Annotated in this window: 16 protein-coding genes and 5 tRNA genes; 1 reads left to right on the forward strand and 20 read right to left on the reverse strand. The window is 73.4% G+C overall.

Annotated features, from left to right (window positions below):
* Positions 1–38 precede the first annotated feature (38 nt).
* From rplJ to Q5761_RS12055, 20 genes are all read right to left on the reverse strand, one after another.
* Positions 39–566, reverse strand: coding sequence for a 50S ribosomal protein L10 (rplJ, locus tag Q5761_RS11960; protein ID WP_318750700.1), 528 nt, complete (start codon positions 564–566; stop codon positions 39–41).
* Between the two features lie 560 nt (positions 567–1,126).
* Complete coding sequence (gene rplA, locus Q5761_RS11965) at positions 1,127–1,828, reverse strand: 50S ribosomal protein L1 (protein ID WP_135224553.1); 702 nt, start codon at positions 1,826–1,828, stop codon at positions 1,127–1,129.
* Positions 1,829–2,142: 314 nt separating this feature from the next.
* The gene (gene rplK, locus Q5761_RS11970; protein ID WP_135224554.1) at positions 2,143–2,571 is read right to left on the reverse strand and encodes a 50S ribosomal protein L11; all 429 of its coding nucleotides are present in this window, start codon (positions 2,569–2,571) and stop codon (positions 2,143–2,145) included.
* Positions 2,572–2,667: 96 nt separating this feature from the next.
* On the reverse strand, positions 2,668–3,237 hold the full coding sequence (gene nusG, locus Q5761_RS11975) for a transcription termination/antitermination protein NusG (RefSeq protein ID WP_318751654.1): 570 nt from the start codon (positions 3,235–3,237) through the stop codon (positions 2,668–2,670).
* A gap of 401 nt (positions 3,238–3,638) precedes the next feature.
* Positions 3,639–3,932, reverse strand: a complete 294-nt coding sequence (gene secE / locus Q5761_RS11980) for a preprotein translocase subunit SecE (RefSeq protein ID WP_243123668.1) — start codon at positions 3,930–3,932, stop codon at positions 3,639–3,641.
* 544 nt (positions 3,933–4,476) lie between these two features.
* Positions 4,477–4,554: transfer RNA gene (locus tag Q5761_RS11985), tRNA-Trp, on the reverse strand.
* Between the two features lie 85 nt (positions 4,555–4,639).
* Positions 4,640–4,789, reverse strand: coding sequence for a 50S ribosomal protein L33 (rpmG, locus tag Q5761_RS11990; RefSeq protein ID WP_135224556.1), 150 nt, complete (start codon positions 4,787–4,789; stop codon positions 4,640–4,642).
* 202 nt (positions 4,790–4,991) lie between these two features.
* Positions 4,992–6,179, reverse strand: a complete 1,188-nt coding sequence (gene tuf, locus Q5761_RS11995; RefSeq protein ID WP_135224557.1) for an elongation factor Tu — start codon at positions 6,177–6,179, stop codon at positions 4,992–4,994.
* Positions 6,180–6,574: 395 nt separating this feature from the next.
* Positions 6,575–6,647 (reverse strand) — tRNA-Thr (locus Q5761_RS12000).
* 40 nt (positions 6,648–6,687) lie between these two features.
* Positions 6,688–6,764: transfer RNA gene (locus Q5761_RS12005), tRNA-Met, on the reverse strand.
* A 5-nt stretch (positions 6,765–6,769) separates the two neighbouring features.
* Positions 6,770–6,852: transfer RNA gene (locus tag Q5761_RS12010), tRNA-Tyr, on the reverse strand.
* Positions 6,853–6,965: 113 nt separating this feature from the next.
* Positions 6,966–7,037 (reverse strand) — tRNA-Thr (locus Q5761_RS12015).
* A gap of 221 nt (positions 7,038–7,258) precedes the next feature.
* On the reverse strand, positions 7,259–7,942 hold the full coding sequence (gene sigH / locus Q5761_RS12020) for an RNA polymerase sporulation sigma factor SigH (protein ID WP_207669917.1): 684 nt from the start codon (positions 7,940–7,942) through the stop codon (positions 7,259–7,261).
* A gap of 214 nt (positions 7,943–8,156) precedes the next feature.
* Positions 8,157–8,948: a 23S rRNA (guanosine(2251)-2'-O)-methyltransferase RlmB gene (rlmB, locus tag Q5761_RS12025; protein ID WP_318750701.1), complete on the reverse strand. Its 792-nt coding sequence runs from the start codon at positions 8,946–8,948 to the stop codon at positions 8,157–8,159.
* Positions 8,945–10,522, reverse strand: coding sequence for a cysteine--tRNA ligase (gene cysS / locus Q5761_RS12030; RefSeq protein ID WP_318751655.1), 1,578 nt, complete (start codon positions 10,520–10,522; stop codon positions 8,945–8,947). Before cysS ends, rlmB begins: the two co-directional genes overlap by 4 nt.
* Positions 10,523–10,653: 131 nt before the next feature.
* Positions 10,654–11,388, reverse strand: a complete 735-nt coding sequence (gene cysE / locus Q5761_RS12035) for a serine O-acetyltransferase (protein ID WP_243123670.1) — start codon at positions 11,386–11,388, stop codon at positions 10,654–10,656.
* 538 nt (positions 11,389–11,926) lie between these two features.
* Entirely contained in the window at positions 11,927–13,000 is a 1,074-nt protein-coding gene (locus tag Q5761_RS12040) for a septal ring lytic transglycosylase RlpA family protein (RefSeq protein ID WP_318750702.1), read from the reverse strand.
* Positions 13,001–13,570: 570 nt separating this feature from the next.
* On the reverse strand, positions 13,571–15,025 hold the full coding sequence (gene ispF, locus Q5761_RS12045; protein ID WP_318750703.1) for a 2-C-methyl-D-erythritol 2,4-cyclodiphosphate synthase: 1,455 nt from the start codon (positions 15,023–15,025) through the stop codon (positions 13,571–13,573).
* Entirely contained in the window at positions 15,022–16,134 is a 1,113-nt protein-coding gene (locus Q5761_RS12050; RefSeq protein WP_318750704.1) for a PIN/TRAM domain-containing protein, read from the reverse strand. Before Q5761_RS12050 ends, ispF begins: the two co-directional genes overlap by 4 nt.
* 299 nt (positions 16,135–16,433) lie before the next feature.
* The gene (locus Q5761_RS12055) at positions 16,434–17,000 is read right to left on the reverse strand and encodes a CarD family transcriptional regulator (RefSeq protein ID WP_318750705.1); all 567 of its coding nucleotides are present in this window, start codon (positions 16,998–17,000) and stop codon (positions 16,434–16,436) included.
* 238 nt (positions 17,001–17,238) lie between these two features.
* Here Q5761_RS12055 and Q5761_RS12060 point away from each other — a divergent pair, with 238 nt between their 5' ends.
* Positions 17,239–17,634 (forward strand): DUF1573 domain-containing protein, encoded by a 396-nt coding sequence (locus Q5761_RS12060; RefSeq protein ID WP_135224563.1) that lies wholly within the window; start codon positions 17,239–17,241, stop codon positions 17,632–17,634.
* Positions 17,635–17,993: the final 359 nt, after the last annotated feature.

Below are 17,993 nucleotides of genomic sequence, written 5' to 3' on the forward strand. Positions count from 1 at the left end.
CGCTCGCGGCGCCGCAGCGGGTGGCCGCGGTGCCGCGCTCACGCTTGCGCCTCCCGCTGCCGGCGCAGCGCGTCGACGGCGTAGGCGAACGACCGCAGGGTCGCCGCCAGCACGCCGACGAGCCCGTACAGCGGAGCCTGGATGCCGCCCATCACCTTGGCCAGCAGTTCGTCGCGGGAGGGCAGGTCGGCGAGCCGCTGGATCTCCTCGACCCCGATGACCCGGCCGGCCAGCAGACCCCCCTTGATCTTCAGCTGGCTGTGGTCCTTGGCGAACTGGGAGAGCTCCTTGGCCGGAGCCACCGGATCGTCGTAGCCGAAGGCCAGGGCGGTCGGCCCCTCCAGCAGGGGGTCGAGCCCGTCGATGCCGGCCTTGGCAGCCGCCCGCCGGATCAGCGTGTTCTTGACGACGCGGTACTCCACGCCCTGGGTCCGCAGGCGGCGCCGCAGCTCGTTGGTGTCGGCGACGTTGAGGCCGCGGAAGTCGGTCAGGATGACCCCCTGCGCCCGCTGCAGCTTGCCGGCCAGCTCCTCCACGAGCGCCTCCTTCTCGGCCCTGGTGAGCAACCCGTCACCCCCTTCCCGCCGGCCGTCCGGCGCCCGGCCGGGAAAGGCAAGACCCCGGCGCATCCCGCCGGGGTCACGGCTTCGGTCGACGCCATGGCGACGACGCCAGCGGACGCCTGGGACGCCGCGGGTCACTCCCCGACTGGCCTGCGACTGGCCTGCGGAGCGGCCGGGCCGACCCGGCGGACCGCGGGTGGGCCTCGTGGGGCGGATCCCGGGGGCGACCGGCACGGCCCCGGCTCCGTCCCGCCGCGGAGGCCCCGCAAGGCAACCGGCTGGCCTCGCCACGATGAGACCGTCACCGTTACCTCGGCAGGCGGGCGTGGACGGCCCTTTAAGCCTTGGCACCTGCTGTCTCTGGTAACGCGCCCGCCCCGCCGGACGAACCCGGCCCTCCGGGACGCGGCCACCCTCCTGGGCCGCACCGGCGCAGCGGGCCCGGGCCCCATGGGCCCGGGATACGACACGACCAAACCGAGAAAAGCAAAAAATCCACGCCAAGACAAGGGGCGGTTCGCCCGGCCCCCCGGCGGCGGGCCCGCCGCGGGGGCCGGGCGGTGTCACGCCACCTGGGCGAAGGCGGTGGGCCGGATGCGGATGCCCGGCCCCATGGTGGACGAGACGGTCACCGACCGGATGTACTGTCCCTTGGCCGCCGCGGGCTTGGCGCGCACCACCGCCTCCACCAGGGCATCCAGGTTCTCCTTGAGCTGCTCGACGGTGAAGGACACCTTCCCGATGGGCACGTGCACGTTGCCGGCCTTGTCGGTCCGGAACTCCACCTTGCCCGCCTTGAACTCGCGCACGGCGTCGGCCACCTCGAAGGTGACCGTGCCGGTCTTCGGGTTGGGCATCAGGCCCCGCGGGCCGAGGATGCGGCCCAGCCGTCCCACCAGGCCCATCATGTCCGGCGTCGCGATGGCCACGTCGAAGTCCACCCAACCCTGTTGGATGCGCTCCGCCAGCTCCTCCGCCCCGACCACGTCGGCACCCGCCGCCTCCGCGGCCTTGGCGGGCTCGCCCTTGGCGAACACCACCACGCGCACCGGCCTGCCGGTGCCGTGGGGCAGCGTCACGGTCCCGCGCACCACCTGGTCCGCGTGGCGCGGGTCGACGCCGAGGCGCAGGGCCACCTCCACCGTCTCGTCGAAGCGCGCCGACGCCAGCTCCTTGACCTTGGCCAGCGCCTCCTCGGGCTCGTACAGGCGCTGGCGGTCGATCTGGGCCAGTGCGCTCCGGTAGCGCTTCCCGTGCTTCGGCATGGCAGCTCCACCTCCGTGGTTCAGGCGACGGCCGGGATGCCGGCCCTTGACGCCGTCCCGGCGCCGGGCCGCGCCGCTGGACCGGGCCCGGCTGGCGGATCGTGACGGTCGGCCCCCATGGGCCGCCGCGGGTCCCGGCCGTCTCCCACGCCGTCGGCCGAGCGCCCCGTGGTCTGGGGCGGCGCTCAGCCCTGCGGGGCCGTCCGGCCCCCCGGCCCGCGCGCCGTCGCCGGCCTGGTCGGCGGGCGGCGCTCAGCCGCGCGGGGGAGTCCGGCCCCCGGCGGGGGCCGGACTCCCCGCAGGGCTCCAGGTGGTCAGGCTTCGACCACCTCGATGCCCATGCTGCGGGCCGTGCCCTCGATCATGCGCATGGCGGCCTCCACGTCGGACGTGTTGAGGTCGGGCATCTTCAGCTCGGCGATCTCGCGGATCTGCTTCCGGGTGACGCGCCCGACCTTGTTCTTGTTCGGGGTCCCCGACCCCTTCTCCACCCCGGCCGCCCGGGCCAGCAGCACCGACGCCGGCGGCGTCTTGGTGACGAAGGTGAAGGAGCGGTCCTGGTAGACCGTGATCTCCACGGGGATGATCAGGCCCACCTGGTCCTTGGTGCGCTCGTTGAACTCCTTGGTGAAGGCCATGATGTTGATGCCGTGCTGGCCCAGGGCCGGCCCCACGGGCGGGGCCGGGGTCGCCTTGCCAGCCGGGATCTGCAGCTTGATCTTGGCGATCACCTTCTTCGCCACGTCGCCTCTCCCCCCGCTGCCGCGCAGGCTGGCGCGGCGCCGCGTCCCGCCAGGGACCGGGCCGCGGCGGGACGGGCGCGAAGACTGCGCCATCCATTAAATCTTCTCGACCTGCGTGAAGTCCAGCTCCACGGGCGTCTCGCGCCCGAACATGGACACCAGGACGCGCAGCTTGCCCTTTTGGTGGTCGATGCTCTCCACCTGGCCGATGAAGCCCTCGAAGGGTCCCTCCGTCACCTTGACCGACTCGCCCACCTCGAAGCGGATCAGCGGCCGGGGCTCGTCCACGCCCATCTGGCGCCGGATCTGCTCGACCTCCGACGGCAGCAGCGGCGTGGGCTTGTTGCCCGCCCCCACGAAGCCCGTCACGCCTGGCGTGTTGCGGACCACGTACCAGGACTCGTCGGTCATGATCATCTCCACCAGCACGTACCCCGGGAAGACCTTGCGCTGGACGGTGCGCCGCTTGCCGTCCTTGACCTCGATGGCCTCCTCCGTCGGCACGAGCACCTCGAAGATCTTGTCCTGCATGCCCATGGTCCGCACGCGCTTCTCGATGTTCGCCTTGACCTTGTTCTCGTAGCCGGCGTACGTGTGGATGACGTACCACTGCCGGCGGGGATCGCGAGCCGCCTCGGCGGGCCCTCCGCCCTCCGCCGCCTGCACACCTTGCTCGCCGGCCTCCTGGGCGACGTCGGCCCCGGCCTCGGCGCGCCCGTTCGCCGCCGCCCCCCGTCCGGTCGAGGCGGCGTCGGCGGAGCGCGCCGACGCCGCCTCGACCGGATCGGCATGGGCCGCGTCCGAGGCCGGTTCGTCCGGGATGAAGTCCGCCTGCCGCTCGTTCGCCATGGTCGCGGGTTCCCCGGGAGGAACCCGTCACCCCCTTCGCCACGTCCCGGCATCCACCGCGGGTGCGGGGTCAGTCGCTCCGGGCCCGCGGCGCCCCTCCGTCGTCGGTGCGGTCGGGCCCCGTCCGGCGGGCGCCGGCACCGGCCCGCCACCTCGCCGGCCGGTGGCCGGCGAGGTGCAGACGGCCCGGCGGGCGGCCCCGCGCCAGGCCATGCGCATCAGCCGGGAAGGATCAACTCCAGGATCTCGCGGATCACGAAGTCGGCCACCCAGATCAGGGCCGCCAGGAAGGCGACGGTGCCCAGCACCACCGCCGTGTACGTGACGGTCTGCCGGCGGTCGGGCCAGACCACCCGGCGCAGCTCGGCCCCGGTCTGGCGGAAGAACCGGGCCACCCGCTCCCAGGCCCCACGCAAGGACGAACCCCTGCGCATCGCCGCATCCCTTCCTGCCGCCCCGGCCGGTCGGCTGCCCGTCGCCGGCGGGAGGGCCGTTCCGCGTTGCCGCACCATGGCACCGTCACCTCACACGGGCAAAAAAAGAAAGCCTTCCTGTCAAGCTCGATTTGTCGACTTCAGACCACTACGACCGCTGCGCCACCTCAGGAAATCGCCGGGCACCCTGCCCTGGCCACCCGTCGCCGGGACGCCGATCCCAAGCCTGTCGCCGGGACCGCCGCCCTCACACCCCCCGGTGGTCGAAGGCTTCCCCTGCTTGCCCGGGAGGCTTGCCCGAGACGAGCCCTCCACGAGCCACTGGGCGGCCCGAGCCGCCTGGGCCACGCGAGACACCGGTCGGCGACCAGCGCCTCGGTCGGGAGCCTCCGCGCCCGGCCCGCGGCCACCGCCCGCGACCACGCCCAACGGCCCACGCGCCGCGCGCCCGCCACGATGCCGTGCAACCCAGCGCGCGGGCGGGTCTTCGATGTCCACGGCGCCCCCGGGCCGATGCCTACGACACTGGACGAAGGAGCGAACCCCTACGGAGAACCTGGTCGGCCGAACCCCGTCGGACGGGTCGCGGTGCGACCTCGCACAGCTCGCACAGACAGAAAATTGGCAGGCCCGGAGGGATTCGAACCCCCAACCTGCGGATTTGGAGTCCGCCGCTCTAACCAGTTCGAGCTACGGGCCTGCGTGGTTCCGCTCGCGAGCGGTTTGATTATACCCGGCCGCACCGCGCCGGTCAACGCAGCGCGACCCGCCCCGGACGCCCCCGGTCAGCGGGTCTCGCGATGCACCGTGTGGCGGCGACACCACTTGCAGTACTTGCGCAGCTCGAGCCGCCCGGGATGGGTGCGCTTGTTCTTCGTGGTCGCGTAGTTGCGCCGCTTGCACTCGCTGCACTCCAGATTGATGACCACCCGCATCGCTCATTCCTCCGTCTGCGACCCTCTGCCAGCGGCGGGACCCCTTCCGCCAGGGTCGGATCCCTGTGGCGCAAGCCGGTACGGCGTCAAGAATGTAGCACGGGGCAGGGCGCCTGTCAAAGCGCCGTCCTGCCCCGCCCCGTCCAGCCGTCGGATCCCGGCCCGGCCGGCAGGAACCCGACCGCCCGGTCACCCCGCCCGGTCACTCGAGGATCTTGGTGACGACGCCGGCGCCGACGGTGCGGCCGCCCTCCCGGATGGCGAACCGCAGCCCCTCCTCGATGGCAATGGGGGTGATCAGCTCCACCGTCATCTCCACGTTGTCCCCGGGCATGCACATCTCCACGCCCTCCGGCAGCTGGATCTCCCCCGTCACGTCCGTCGTCCGGAAGTAGAACTGCGGCCGGTAGCCGTTGAAGAACGGCGTGTGCCGCCCGCCCTCCTCCTTCTTCAGCACGTACACGTTCCCCACGAACTTCTTGTGCGGGTTGATCGACCCCGGCTTCGCCAACACCTGCCCCCGCTCCACCTCGTCCTTGTCCAAGCCCCGCAACAAGCACCCGATGTTGTCCCCCGCCACCGCCTCGTCCAAGACCTTCCGGAACATCTCCACGCCCGTCACAACCGTCTTCTTCGGCTTGTCCGCAAACCCCACCAGCTCGACCTCGTCGCCCACCTTCACGCGGCCGCGCTCCACACGACCCGTCGCCACCGTCCCGCGCCCCGTGATGGAGAACACGTCCTCCACCGGCATCAGGAACGGCTTATCCACATCCCGCTGCGGCGTCGGGATGTACTCGTCCACCGCCTTCATCAACTCCAAGATCGCCTGCTCCGCTTCCGGATCGCCCTCCAGCGCCTTCAGCGCCGACCCCTTGATCACGGGCACCTCATCGCCCGGGAAGTCATACTGGCTCAAAAGCTCCCGCACTTCCAGCTCCACCAGCTCCAAAAGCTCCGGATCATCCACCATGTCCACCTTGTTCAAAAACACCACGATGTACGGCACGCCCACCTGCCGCGCCAGCAGGATGTGCTCCCGCGTCTGCGGCATCGGCCCGTCCGCCGCGCTCACCACCAGGATCGCGCCGTCCATCTGCGCCGCGCCCGTGATCATGTTCTTGACGTAGTCGGCGTGCCCCGGGCAGTCCACGTGGGCGTAGTGCCGGTTCTCCGTCTCGTACTCCACGTGCGAGACCGAAATCGTGATCCCGCGCTCCTTCTCCTCCGGCGCCTTGTCGATCTGCTCGTAGGCCACAAACTGCGCCTTCCCCTGCTTCGCCAGCACCTTCGTGATCGCCGCCGTCAGCGTCGTCTTCCCATGGTCCACGTGCCCGATCGTCCCCACGTTCACGTGCGGCTTCGTCCGCTCGAACTTCGCCTTGGCCATAGGGCCGACACCCTCCCGATCAGCACGGTGGTTCCAGGCATTCCGCCCAAACAAGCGGTTCTATTGTACTGATCTGGCTGGGGCGGGACAAGCGGCGCCCGCACGCGCCCGCTCCAGCCCAGGCGGCGCCGCAGGCCGAATCGTCCCGCGCCCCGCGCGGCGCGGACCGCCACCCTCGTCCCGCAGGCGGGGCCGACGGGGTGCCGCTGGATGGGCAGCGCGGCGGGGCGCCGCGGGGCGCCCCGCGGCCCGGCGCCACGGCCGCCCTGGCGGCCGCCCACGAAGGCGCGGGTGCCGAAGAAGCCACGGGGGCGCAGTCGCCCCGCAGCACGGCGGGGCGACTGCGCCCCCCCACAATGGAACGGGGCGCCCTCTTCGGCGCCCCGACTGGGATGAGCTGCCGGGCGGAATCGAACCGCCGACACCAGCCTTACCATGGCTGTGCTCTACCGACTGAGCTACGGCAGCCCGGGGCCGTCACAGGCCCGCGATGCAGAGACCATCGCAATGGTTGCGGGGGTGGGATTTGAACCCACGACCTCCGGGTTATGAGCCCGACGAGCTACCTGGCTGCTCTACCCCGCGTCGTGTGGAGAGGGCTGGATTCGAACCAGCGAAGGCATACGCCAGCAGATTTACAGTCTGCCCCGTTTGGCCGCTTCGGTACCTCTCCATGCCTCGGCACGCCGCCGCGACGGCCGCCACCGCGCGGACCGTCGGGCGCGATGCCGCTTCCTATTATAGCAGGCCTGTCAAGCGACCCCGGGGCCGGCGATCGGAGATCGGAGCTGGCGGACGGATTCGAACCGACAACCTGCCGCTTACAAGGCGGCTGCTCTACCGTTGAGCTACGCCAGCACGCTCCCGACCGCACCCCCGATGATACCACGGGACGGCGGCGCCCGCAACGCCCGGCCGCCGGCCCTGGGCCACCCCGGCTCCCCACCGCCGCCATCGCCCTCCTCCCGGCGCCCGCGCGCCGCCGCCTGGCGCCATCGTGCCGGGGGCCCGGCCGGTGCTTCCCCAACCGGACGGACGGCGCCACTGGGGACGGTGGCGCCGACGCGCCGGCCCGGGCGTCACGCCCGGGCCGGTTGGTCCAGCTGCTGGTTGCGCGACTCGATGTACCGCTCCAGCTTGCGCTTGACGCGCTGCAGCGCGTTGTCGATGGACTTGACGTGCCGGTTCAGCTCGTCGGCGATCTCCTGGTACGACTTCCCGTCCAGGTACGCGATCAGGACGCGCCACTCCAGCTCGCTCAGGATCTCGCCCATCTTCTGCTCGATGTCGCCGAACTCCTCGCGACTGATGAACAGCTCCTCCGGGTCGGTCACCCGCGAACCCGAGATGATGTCCAGCAGCGTGCGGTCCGAGTCCTCGTCATAGATGGGCTTGTTGAGCGATACGTATGAGTTCAACGGGATGTGCTTCTGCCGCGTGGCCGTCTTGATGGCGGTGATGATCTGGCGCGTGATGCAAAGCTCCGCAAAGGCACGGAAGGACGAGAGCTTGTCGCTGCGGAAGTCGCGGATCGCCTTGTAGAGACCGATCATCCCCTCCTGGATGATGTCCTCGCGATCGGCACCCACGAGGAAGTAGGAGCGCGCCTTGGCGCGGACGAAGTTCTTGTACTTTCCGATCAGGTATTCCAGCGCCTCCGCATCTCCCTGTCGGGCGATTTCGACGATCTCCTCGTCGTCCATGCGATCCCAATCCCGCTGGAATCGCGCTGGGGCTTGCGGCTGCGAGTTCACCGTCTCCATCGCCTCCGTTGGACAGGGTCACGGCGGCTAGCGGGGTCCGCGCGCGACGCGACGTGGTGGAACGCTAGGGGATGGATTCGGGTTTCGTACCCATGCTATGCACGCACTGGCGGAAATACGACAAGGGATGGCCCCATCGGACGGAAACGCTCTCGATCCTTCGCATCCATGGAGACAAATCGCAAGGCCATTATACCGGCGGCCTTGGCAAGGGTCAAGCCAAGCCCGCCCGCCGCTGACGCAACGCCTCGAACAGCAGGACGCCGGCGGCGACCGACACGTTGAGGGATCCCACCCGCCCGGCCAGGGGGATGGCCACGCGCCGGTCGGCACGGCGCAGGAGCAGCGGCGGCACGCCGCGCCCCTCGCTGCCCAGCACCAGCGCCACGGGCTGGGTCCAGTCCCACCGGTCGTAGGGCTCGGCGGCGGCGGGATCGGCCGCCACCACCCACACCCCTCGTTCCTGGAGGCGCGCGACGGCCTGGGACAGGTTGGTCACCTGGGCCACCGGCAGGTGGATCAGGGCGCCCGCCGAGCTCTTGAAGACCGTCGGCCCCAGCGGCGCGCTGCGGTGGACGGGGACCACCGCCCCGTGGGCCCCGGCTGCCTCGGCGGTGCGCAGGACGGCGCCGAGGTTATGCGGGTCCTGGATCTCGGCACAGATCACCAGCAGCGGCGGCTCGCCCCGCGCCGCCGCGCGGTCGAGCAGATCCAGCAGGTCGTAGCGCGGGAGGGGCGCGGCCAGCGCCAGCACCCCCTGGTGGCCCTCGGTCTGCGCCCACCGCCGGACGTCCGCGGGGTCGACCTCCTCCACCGGGATCCCGCGGGCGCGCGCTCGCTCCAGCAGCTCGGCCACGGCCGCCCCGTGCCGGCCCCGAGCCACCACGACCCTTTCCACGGGGTGGTCGCTGCGCAACAGTTCCAGGACGGGCTGTCGCCCCTCGACCTGGAGGAACCCGGCCGCCGGCCCGCCGCGACGCGCCGCCCGGGAGCGCCGGGTCGTCACGTCCCCCGCCCCCGCGCAGCCGCCGCCGGGCGGCGGCGCACCCGCGTGCCGGCCGGCGTGTCCTCCAACACGTACCCCAGCTCGGCCAGCCGATCGCGGATGCGGTCGGCCAGCTGGTAATCGCGGATGGAGCGGGCGTACTGGCGGACCTCCAGGACCAGGTCCAGCAGCGCCTGGGCATCCCCCGCCGGTGCATCCGCCTCGCGGGCGCGGAACAGGCGCAGCGGGGCACCCAGCTGGCGGACGGTCGCCAGCGTGGCCTCGATCCACTCCCGCGGGCTGTCCGGCCCGAGCACCTTGTGGCCGTCCCGCGCCAGCGTGAACAGCGCGGCCAGGGCGTCGGCGGTGTTGAAGTCGTCGTCCATGGCCGCCTCGAACTCCGCCCGGGCCCGGGCCAACCGGGCCGGCCAGTCCACCGCGACGCCGTGGGCCCCCGGCTCCGTCCCGACGACGTCGCGGCGGTCCGCGGAGGCGGAGGCGCGGGAGGACGGCACGCCGCCGCCCCGCTCCCCTTCACCGGCGGCACCGGGGACCGGCGCCCCCGCCCGGTCGTCGGCACCGGCACCGCCCTGGCGCGGCCGGGTCACCTGCACCAGGTGCTCCAGGTGGGCGATGAAGTTGGCCAGGCGCTGCCGGGCCCGCTCCGCCTGTTCCAGGGCCTCGAGGCTGAACTCCAGCGGGTTGCGGTAGTGGGCCGAGAGGATGAACAGGCGGATCGCCTCGGGATGGAAGCGGGCGCGCAGGTCGCGCACGCGCCAGAAGTTGCCCATGGACTTGCCCATGCGCTGCCCGCCCACCTGAACCAGGGCCACGTGCATCCAGTAGCGAGCGAAGGGCTTGCCCGTCGCCGCCTCGCTCTGGGCGATCTCGTTCTCGTGGTGGGGGAAGATCAGGTCGCTCCCCCCGGAGTGGATGTCGATGGTCTCGCCGAGTTCGTCCATGGCCATGGCCGAGCACTCGATGTGCCAGCCCGGCCGGCCCGGCCCCCAGGGGCTGTCCCAGGCGGGCTCGCCGGGCTTCTGCGCCTTCCACAGCGCGAAGTCCAGGGGGTTGCGCTTGTTCTCGGCGGCCTCGACGCGCGCCCCGGCCAGGAGCTGTTCGGTCCTCTGGCCGGAGAGCTTGCCGTAGTCGCGAAAGCGCCCCACGTCGAAGAACACGTCGCCCCCGGCGACGTAGGCGAAGCCCCGGTCGATCAGCCGCTGGATCAGGGCGATGATCCGGTCGATCTTCTCGGACACCCGCGGATGGGCGTCCGCCCGGACGATGCCCAAGGCGTCGGCGTCCTCGAAGTAGGCGCGGATCTGCTCGTCGGCCAGCGCCTTGACCGTGATGCCCCGCTCCGCGGCGCGGCGGATCAGCTTGTCGTCGATGTCGGTGAAGTTCTGGACGTAGCGGACCGCGTAGCCGCGGTACTCGAGCCATCCCCGCACCACGTCGAAGAAGAGGAACGTGCGCAGGTTGCCCACGTGGAAGTAGTCGTAGACCGTCGGGCCGCAGTTGTACATGCGCACGCGGCCCGGCTCCAGGGGTTCGAAGGGTTCCTTCTCGCCCGTCAGGGTGTTGTAGATCTGGATGCCCACGCCTCGTCCCCTCCCCTCGCCCCATGCCGCGGGCTGGGACCCGGATCGCCCGCGTCAGGCGCCGCCAGGCGTCGACGGCCTTCCCTCGCCCCATGCCCGGGCCGCAGCTCCGAGCCGCCGGCTGCTCAGGCTCCGCCACAGGTGACCCGGGCGGCCGTCCGCCCGGGGCCGGGTTCGTCCGCCGAGGCCCGCTGGCGTCGCACGGCCTCCAGTTCCTGCTCCAGCGTCATGACCCGCTGTTCGAGTTCCTCCACGTAGTCCTGCAACCGCTGGATCGCGTCCGACACCGGATCGGGCAGCTCCCCATGGTTCAGATCGATGCCGACCCGGCGGCCGTCGCGGATCACCACCTTGCCGGGGATGCCCACCACGGTGCAGTTGGGCGGCACCGACTTCACCACCACCGCGCCGGCCCCGATGCGGCTGTTGTCGCCGATGGTGATGGCGCCCAGCACCTTGGCCCCGACCCCCACCAGGACGCCGTTGCCCAGGGTGGGGTGCCGCTTGCCGCGGTCCTTGCCCGTCCCGCCCAGGGTGACCCCCTGGTAGATGGTGACGTCGTCCCCGATCTCCGTGGTCTCGCCGATGACCACGCCCAGGCCGTGGTCGATGAAGCAGCGCCGGCCGATGCGGGCACCGGGGTGGATCTCGATGCCCGTCAGCCAGCGGGAGAAGTGGGAGATGCCCCGGGCGATGAAGTACAGCCTCCGCCGGTAGAACCAGTGGGCGATGCGATGCAACCAGAGCGCGTGCAGCCCAGGGTAGAAGAAGATGACCTCCAGCACCGAGCGGGCCGCGGGGTCCCGCTCGAAGACCACGCGCACGTCTTCCCGCAGGCGTTCCAGCAGGCGGCGCAGCATGGCTCCACCCCCGAAAGGAAGGGCCCTCCCGCCGCTTCAGAGGCGGGAGGGCCCGCGGTTCCACCCTGATTGGGCGCCGAGCCTGGGGCGGGAAGGCCGGCCACCCCACTCCTGCCGGTCCCGGTGGCCACCCGGTGCCGGACGAACGCGGCAAGGGCGCCGATCCGCCCCGGGGCTCCGGCAGCGCCCGCTAACGGTGGGCATCCGGCGGCACCTACTGGGCCGAACGCGGCCGTTCGGCGCGCGGCTCCCGGGTGCACTTCGGCCGCACCCCGGCCGGGGACCGCTTGCAGCCGGCGACGATCCCTCTCTGGCGGCGGGGTCCGCCTACTCTCCCGTTCCTCGCCGGTTCCCGGCGGGCCGCCGGCGCGGCCCGCCCCGTGATCCGGTGAACTCGCCGCCATTATATCGGCGCCCGCGGCGGAGGGTCAACGCGGCGCCCGCGGCCGTCCTCCCGGGCACGCGGGGCCGCCGGCACCGTCCCGGGACCCCCCGGGGAGGCCGCGGGACCCCCGAGGCGGCCCCGGGGACCGCGCCGTCATTCGCCCCACCGCACCACCCGGTACACCACCGGGGCCACCCCGACGGCGATCATGCCCAGCGCCTCGGCGGCCGCCTCGGAGAGGTCGAGGTCGCGGCCCTCCACATAGGGGCCGCGGTCGTTGATCCGCACCTGGACGCTGCGCCCGGTCTCCGGGTACCGGACCAGCAGCACGGTGCCGAAGGGCAGGGTCCGGTGCGCCGCCGTCAGCTCGCGCCCGGTGAAGATCTCCCCGCTGGCGGTCGGCCGCCCGTAGAACCCGGGCCCGTACCACGAGGCCACCGCGGCGGTCCACCCCTCCTGGGCGCGGTCCCCGGCCGCGGCCGCCGCTGGACGCGGCGACCCGCGTTCCCCGGCGCCGCCCTCGGTGCCGCTGCCCCCGGCCTCGCCGTCACCACGGGTCGCGGGGGGACGGGGCTCCGCCGCCGCCGCGGCCGGCGCGCTGCGGTCCTCGTCGGCCGGGCGGGTTTCCCCTGGGGGGTTGCCGGCTGGGACCGTCCCGGCGGTCGCGGGCGTGCGCGGATCCGCCGGGTCCGCTTCCGCCGCGGGGGAAGCCGCACCCTGCTGGGACGCCAGCTCCGCGGCCCGTTGCGCCGGATCCGGGATGAGGTGGACGGGGTCGGAGGCGACCACCGCCCCGCCGGCCGTTCCGGGCGGGGCCGCCAGGGACTCCGGCGGCGCTACGCTCCGGACCTCCCCAGCCGCGACCCTGGCCGCCGACGGGGCGCCGCTCCCCGGCGGCATGAGATCCGATCCCTCCCGCTCGGCGGGCCCAGGTGCCGCGCCCCCCGGCCCAGGGGCCGGCGGCCGCGGCGGCCACCAGCCCGCCAGCCGCTCCTGCAGCTGGCGCCAGATCGGTGCGGCGACGTCCGAGGAGGCCGCCACGGCGCGCCGGGCCGTGACCACGGCCCCCTCGAGGCGCGGAAGGGCCTGCTGGCCCCAGCGGGCCAGGTCGCCGGCGGCCTCCCGCCACCGCTGCCCGGCGTCCGCCACCAGGAAGACCGCGAAGTCGTCCAGCCGCTGCACCGATCCGGCCCATGCCTCGGCCCACGGATCGATCCATGCGCTCACGGCGCCACCGGCTCCCAGCGACCCCGGGCCGGACGATCCGCTGGGCCCGCCGGTCGCCGGCCAGGCACCTCCGGCAGCGGCTCCCAGGGCGAGCAGCAGCAGGACCCTCCCCGCGGTCCGCCCGAGAGCCCTTGCCGCACCCATGGGTTTCACCCTCCCGTCGTCGCGGCCGGGCCATGGCGATGGGGGAGCCGTGCGGGGCGGGCCCGCGTCGCTCCCGGGCGCCGGACCGGGGCGCCACGGGCCGAGGGGTTCCGCCATGGCGCGGCCTGCCGATGCTGGCACGAAACGCCAGCATCGGACAGTTTGGACAGGGAGGGTCGCCTCTATGCGGGACCCGCGGGGTGGGGCGGCCGGGGCCGGCCACGGGGGAGTGAAGCAGAGCCGCTGGGGCCACGGGGATGGCCGGGGCTCGTCCGGGGGAAGGGCGGCGACGTCATGCCCGGTCCGGCGCAGGGGCCGCCGCGCCGCGAGCACGCCGCTCCGGGGCAGGCGGCGCCCCTCACCCGGGGCGGGCGAGGGGCCGCGGACCGGGCCGCCGCGGGCCTCCGTCAGGGCCGCGGGCATCGGTCAGGGGCGCGGCGTGATGAGCGCCACCGCCAGCGCGGCGATGCCCTCGCGGCGGCCGGGGAAGCCCAGTCCCTCGTTGGTGGTGGCCTTGATCCCCACCTGGGTGGGCGGCAGGCCCAGGGCGCCGGCCACGGAGCGACGCATGGCCTCGACGAAGGGCGCCAGGCGGGGCTCCTCGGCGACGACGGTGACGTCCACCTGCGCCGGCTGCCAGCCGTGCCGGTGGAGCAGCGCCACCACCTCGGCGGCCAGCGCGGTGCTGGCGGCCCCGGCCCAGCGCGGATCGCCCGGGGGGAACCAGTGGCCGATGTCGGGCAATCCCGCCGCGCCGAGCAGCGCGTCCATGGCCGCGTGCAGGACCACGTCGGCGTCGGAGTGGCCGGCCAGCCCGCGCTCCGCCGGGATGGGCACACCGCCCAGCACCAGCGGGCGTCCCGCGGCGAACCGGTGGACATCGTAGCCCAGGCCGATCCGGAAGGACGGGACCGGTCCGGTGTCCCGCGGACCGCCGGCCCCCTCCGCCGCGGCGGCCGGCGACGCCGACGCGGCGGCGTCCAGCCAGTGCTCGGCGACGGCGAAGTCCGTGGGCCAGGTCAGCTTGAGGTTGGCCGGGTCGCCGGGGACCAGCGCCACCGGCACCCCGAGGCGCTCCAGCAGGGAGGCGTCGTCGGTGAAGCCTCGCCAGCCGTGGCGGCGGGCCTGCTGGTGAGCCGCCCAGAGCCGCTGGAAGTCGAACCCCTGGGGGGTCTGCACCGCCCGCAGGCGGTGGCGGGGCAGCGTGGCGGCCACCCACTCCACGGGCCCCTCGCCCGGCGGGACGGCGTCGGGCTCCGCCCCGGACCCGCCGGTGGGGACACCGGGCTGTGGGCTCTCGGGCGCGGCGGGGGCTGCGGGTGCGCCGGGACGACGGCCTTCGTCCGCGGCGCCCGCGGCGGCGGACGTGGAGCCCGCCGGCTCCACGTCCGCCGCCGCCACCGCCTTGATGGTGTCGCCGACGGGGACGGCGGGGACCGCCGCGCCGTACCGCCGGGCGGCCGCCAGCACCCGCGCGACCAGCGCCGGCCTCGCCAGGGGCCGCGCGGCGTCATGGACCAGCACCCACCGCGGCGGACGGGACCCGGCGGCGAGATGGGCCAGGGCCGCGTACACCGAGTCCTGGCGCTCCTCCCCGCCCTCCACCAGATCGACCGCCATGCGGGCGGGCAGCCACGGCGTCACCCGCTCCTGCCAGAGGGGACGATCGGCGCCGCGCAGGGCCACCACCGCCCGCGGCACCCCGGCGGCCGCCAGGGCGGCCAGGGCGTGGGCCAGGACGGGTCGCCCCCCCAGCTCGCGGAAGACCTTGTTCACGCCGCCGCCGACGCGGACCGAGCGCCCGGCGGCGGGCACGACGGCGGCCACGTCGGCCAGGGCCTCCCCGGCGCCGACCGCGGCCGGTTCGTCCCGACCGGTCACGGCGCGGCCCGGCCCATCACCTTGGGCCGCGCGAAGATCATCCGCCCGGCTGCGGTCTGGAGCACGGTGGAGACCTCCACGTCGATGCGCTGGCCGATGTAGCGTTTGCCGCCCTCGACCACGATCATCGTGCCGTCGTCCAGGAAGCCGACGCCCTGGCCGGCCTCCTTGCCCTCGCGGATGATCTGGACCTGCATCGCCTCGCCCGGGAGCACCACCGGCTTGACGGCGTTGGCCAGCTCGTTGACGTTGAGCACGGGCACGCCCTGCAGCCCGGCGATCTGGTTGAGGTTGTAGTCGTTGGTGACCACCTTGCCGTTCAGCCGCCGGGCCAGGCGCAGGAGCTTGCTGTCCACGTCGTCGCCTTCCACGTCACCCTCGTAGATCTCCACCGGCACCGGCGACTCCTGCTGCATGCGGCGCAGGATCTCCAGCCCCCGCCGGCCGCGGTTGCGCTTGAGGGCGTCGGCCGAGTCGGCGATGCGCCGCAGCTCCTCCAGGACGAACCCCGGCACCACCAGCGTCCCCTCGAGGAAGCCGGTCTCGACCACGTCGGCGATGCGCCCGTCGATGATGGCGCTGGTGTCCAGCACCTTGTACGCGCCCGGCGGGGCCGCGCGGTCGCGATCGCGGTTCCGCTCCCGCTCCCGGCCCGGCCGGGACAGCGCCGCCACCAGGTGGACCAGGTCGTCCCGTCGCTTGACCGCCACCACGGCCCCGAGGTACGCCAGCAGCACCGCGAAGACCGGTGGCAAGAACGGCCCCACCACGGGGACCAGACCCAGCGGGCCGCTGAGCAGGTTGGCGATCACCAGGCCCGCCACGAGCCCCAGGACGCCCGCCAGGGTGTCCTGGATGGGCGTGCGCACCAACCGCGCCTCGACCCACTGGGTGAACTGCACCACCTGCTGCCAGAGGCGCTGGGCCGCCGCGTACCCGCCGAGGCCGCCGAGCAACAAAAAAAGAACCATGAGTCCGTACGTCCAATGCCGCGGCAGCTCGGCGAGGATGCGCAGCGACTCCTGCTGCAGCAGCCCGTAGTAGGCCAGCCCGAAGCCGCCCAGGGCGCCCAGGGCGGCGAAGGCCAGCCGGATGGATCGCAAGCGCACGCATCCCGCCTCCTCTCTCCGCACCCGGTCCCGTCGCCCCACCCGTCCCGGATCCAGGGCGTGCCGCCGCCGGCAGCCGCCCCGCGCGGTCCGCGGCGCCATCGCCTGGGGGTGCGATCGCCCTACCTGTGGGCGGACCCGCATCGCCCCCTCCACAGGGGGTTCGCCGACCGCCCCGCCCTTTCGGCGGGTGGTGCCCCACCTTCCGGTGGCGCCCACGGGCGGCGCCACCCGCGGTGGACGGCGCCGGCCACCCCGACCCGATTATAAACCGGTATGAACCGGTCACCCGCCGCCTCTCAGGGTCGGACCGCGTCGCCCCCGTCGGACGAACCGGCCCGGGCGTCGGCCCCGCCGGCCCGATCGGCCGGGGGCGTCGCCGATGGCTCCCCCTGCAACCGCCGCTCGACCAGCGCGTCCATCGCCTCGCGGTCGACGCCGCTGGCCAGGGCCAGCTCGCTGACCAGGATCTGGCGCGCCTGATCCAGCAATCGGCGCTCCCCGCCCGACAACCCGCGCTCGCGCAGGCGCGCGCTGAGGTTGCGGACCACGGCGGCCACCTCGAGGACGTCCCCCGTCCGCAGCTTGTCGGCGTGCTCCCGGTAGCGGTGGTTCCAGTTGGGGTCCATGGGCGGGACGGGATCGCCGAGGCGGTCGAGGACCGCAGGGACGCGCTCCGCCGGGATCACGGGGCGGAGTCCGCACTGGCGGGCGGCGGCGATGGGGATCATGACCCGCATGTCCCCCACGGGCAAGCGAAGGATGTAGTAACGGTGTCGCTCACCCAGGACCTCCCGCTCCTCGATGGCTTCGATCACCCCTGCGCCGTGCAACGGGTAGACGACGCGGTCCCCGACCTCGAACAACGGCTCACCTCCCACCGCGGTCCGCCCCTGGCGGCGGCGCCGCTGCCTCGAGTGTACACCAGCAGCCATCCTATGAGCAAATTTTCAAATCTATCACCGGCTCCTTGGACCGTCAACGGACCGGCGCAGCCCGCCGCCCGGCTGCCAGACCCTTCCGGGATCGCGTTGACGGGCTCTCCGCGGCCCGCCTATAATAGCCGCAGGCCGTGGGGATGCCCGTGCAAGAGGGGTGACGCGGTTGAAGGACCTGTTGGTGGATGAGTTCCAACACGCCGTGGCGGACTGCTTGATCCGGCACCGCAGCGTGTTGGACGTCCTCTCCAAGTTCCAGGAGGCCAACGCCCGCGTACACCGTGCCGTGGCCAAGGCCGTCACCGGTTGCGGCTGCATCAGCATCCACGCCCGGCGTCCACAGATCCCCGCCCACAGCACCCTGCGCGACCTCAAGACCCTCATGGACGACCACATCGACGGCGAGCTCTGCGAGAGCTGCCGCGAAGCGCTGGAAGAGGAGCTGGGCAAGCAGCTTTTTTATTTGGTCGCCCTGTGCAACCTGTTCGACATCAACACCTTCGATCTGATCATCAAGGAGAACCGGAAGCTGTCCACGCTGGGGATGTACCACATCTCGTGACCGTGGCCGGCCGGGGGTGCCTCGGTGGGCACGCCGGCGGCAGGCAGGCCGTGGCGTGGGCGCCGGCCGCGACGCGCCCGGTGTGGGCGGCGCCGAGACGCGCGCCGCGGCGCAGGGCGCCCGCGGACGCATGGCCGGGTGGAGACGGCGGCGAGAGGCGCGCCGGGGGTGGGACGTCTCCGGCGCAGGCATGCCCCTGCGCAGCGGGCACGCCCCCGTGGCCCGGCGGCGATCGGCGAGCCGTGGGGCGGGGCCCCGCGGACGCACGCCTGCGTGGCCCGGCGGCGAGAGGCGAGCCGTGGGGCGGGGCGCCCGCGGATGCGCGCCCGCGCGGTCGCGGCGGCACGGGGGCGGTGGCG

Origin of the sequence: Thermaerobacter composti, assembly GCF_033582035.1 — a bacterium.
Classification (GTDB): Bacteria; Bacillota; Sulfobacillia; order Thermaerobacterales; family Thermaerobacteraceae; genus Thermaerobacter; species Thermaerobacter composti.

Excerpts from the sequence above, each read along its gene's own strand:
- rplA (WP_135224553.1), bottom strand. The coding sequence starts at position 1,828 with ATGCCGAAGCACGGGAAGCGCTACCGGAGCGCACTGGCCCAGATCGAC.
- secE (WP_243123668.1), bottom strand. The coding sequence starts at position 3,932 with ATGGTGCGGCAACGCGGAACGGCCCTCCCGCCGGCGACGGGCAGCCGA.
- rpmG (WP_135224556.1), bottom strand. The coding sequence starts at position 4,789 with ATGCGGGTGGTCATCAATCTGGAGTGCAGCGAGTGCAAGCGGCGCAAC.
- tuf (WP_135224557.1), bottom strand. The coding sequence starts at position 6,179 with ATGGCCAAGGCGAAGTTCGAGCGGACGAAGCCGCACGTGAACGTGGGG.
- sigH (WP_207669917.1), bottom strand. The coding sequence starts at position 7,942 with ATGGAGACGGTGAACTCGCAGCCGCAAGCCCCAGCGCGATTCCAGCGG.
- cysE (WP_243123670.1), bottom strand. The coding sequence starts at position 11,388 with ATGCTGCGCCGCCTGCTGGAACGCCTGCGGGAAGACGTGCGCGTGGTC.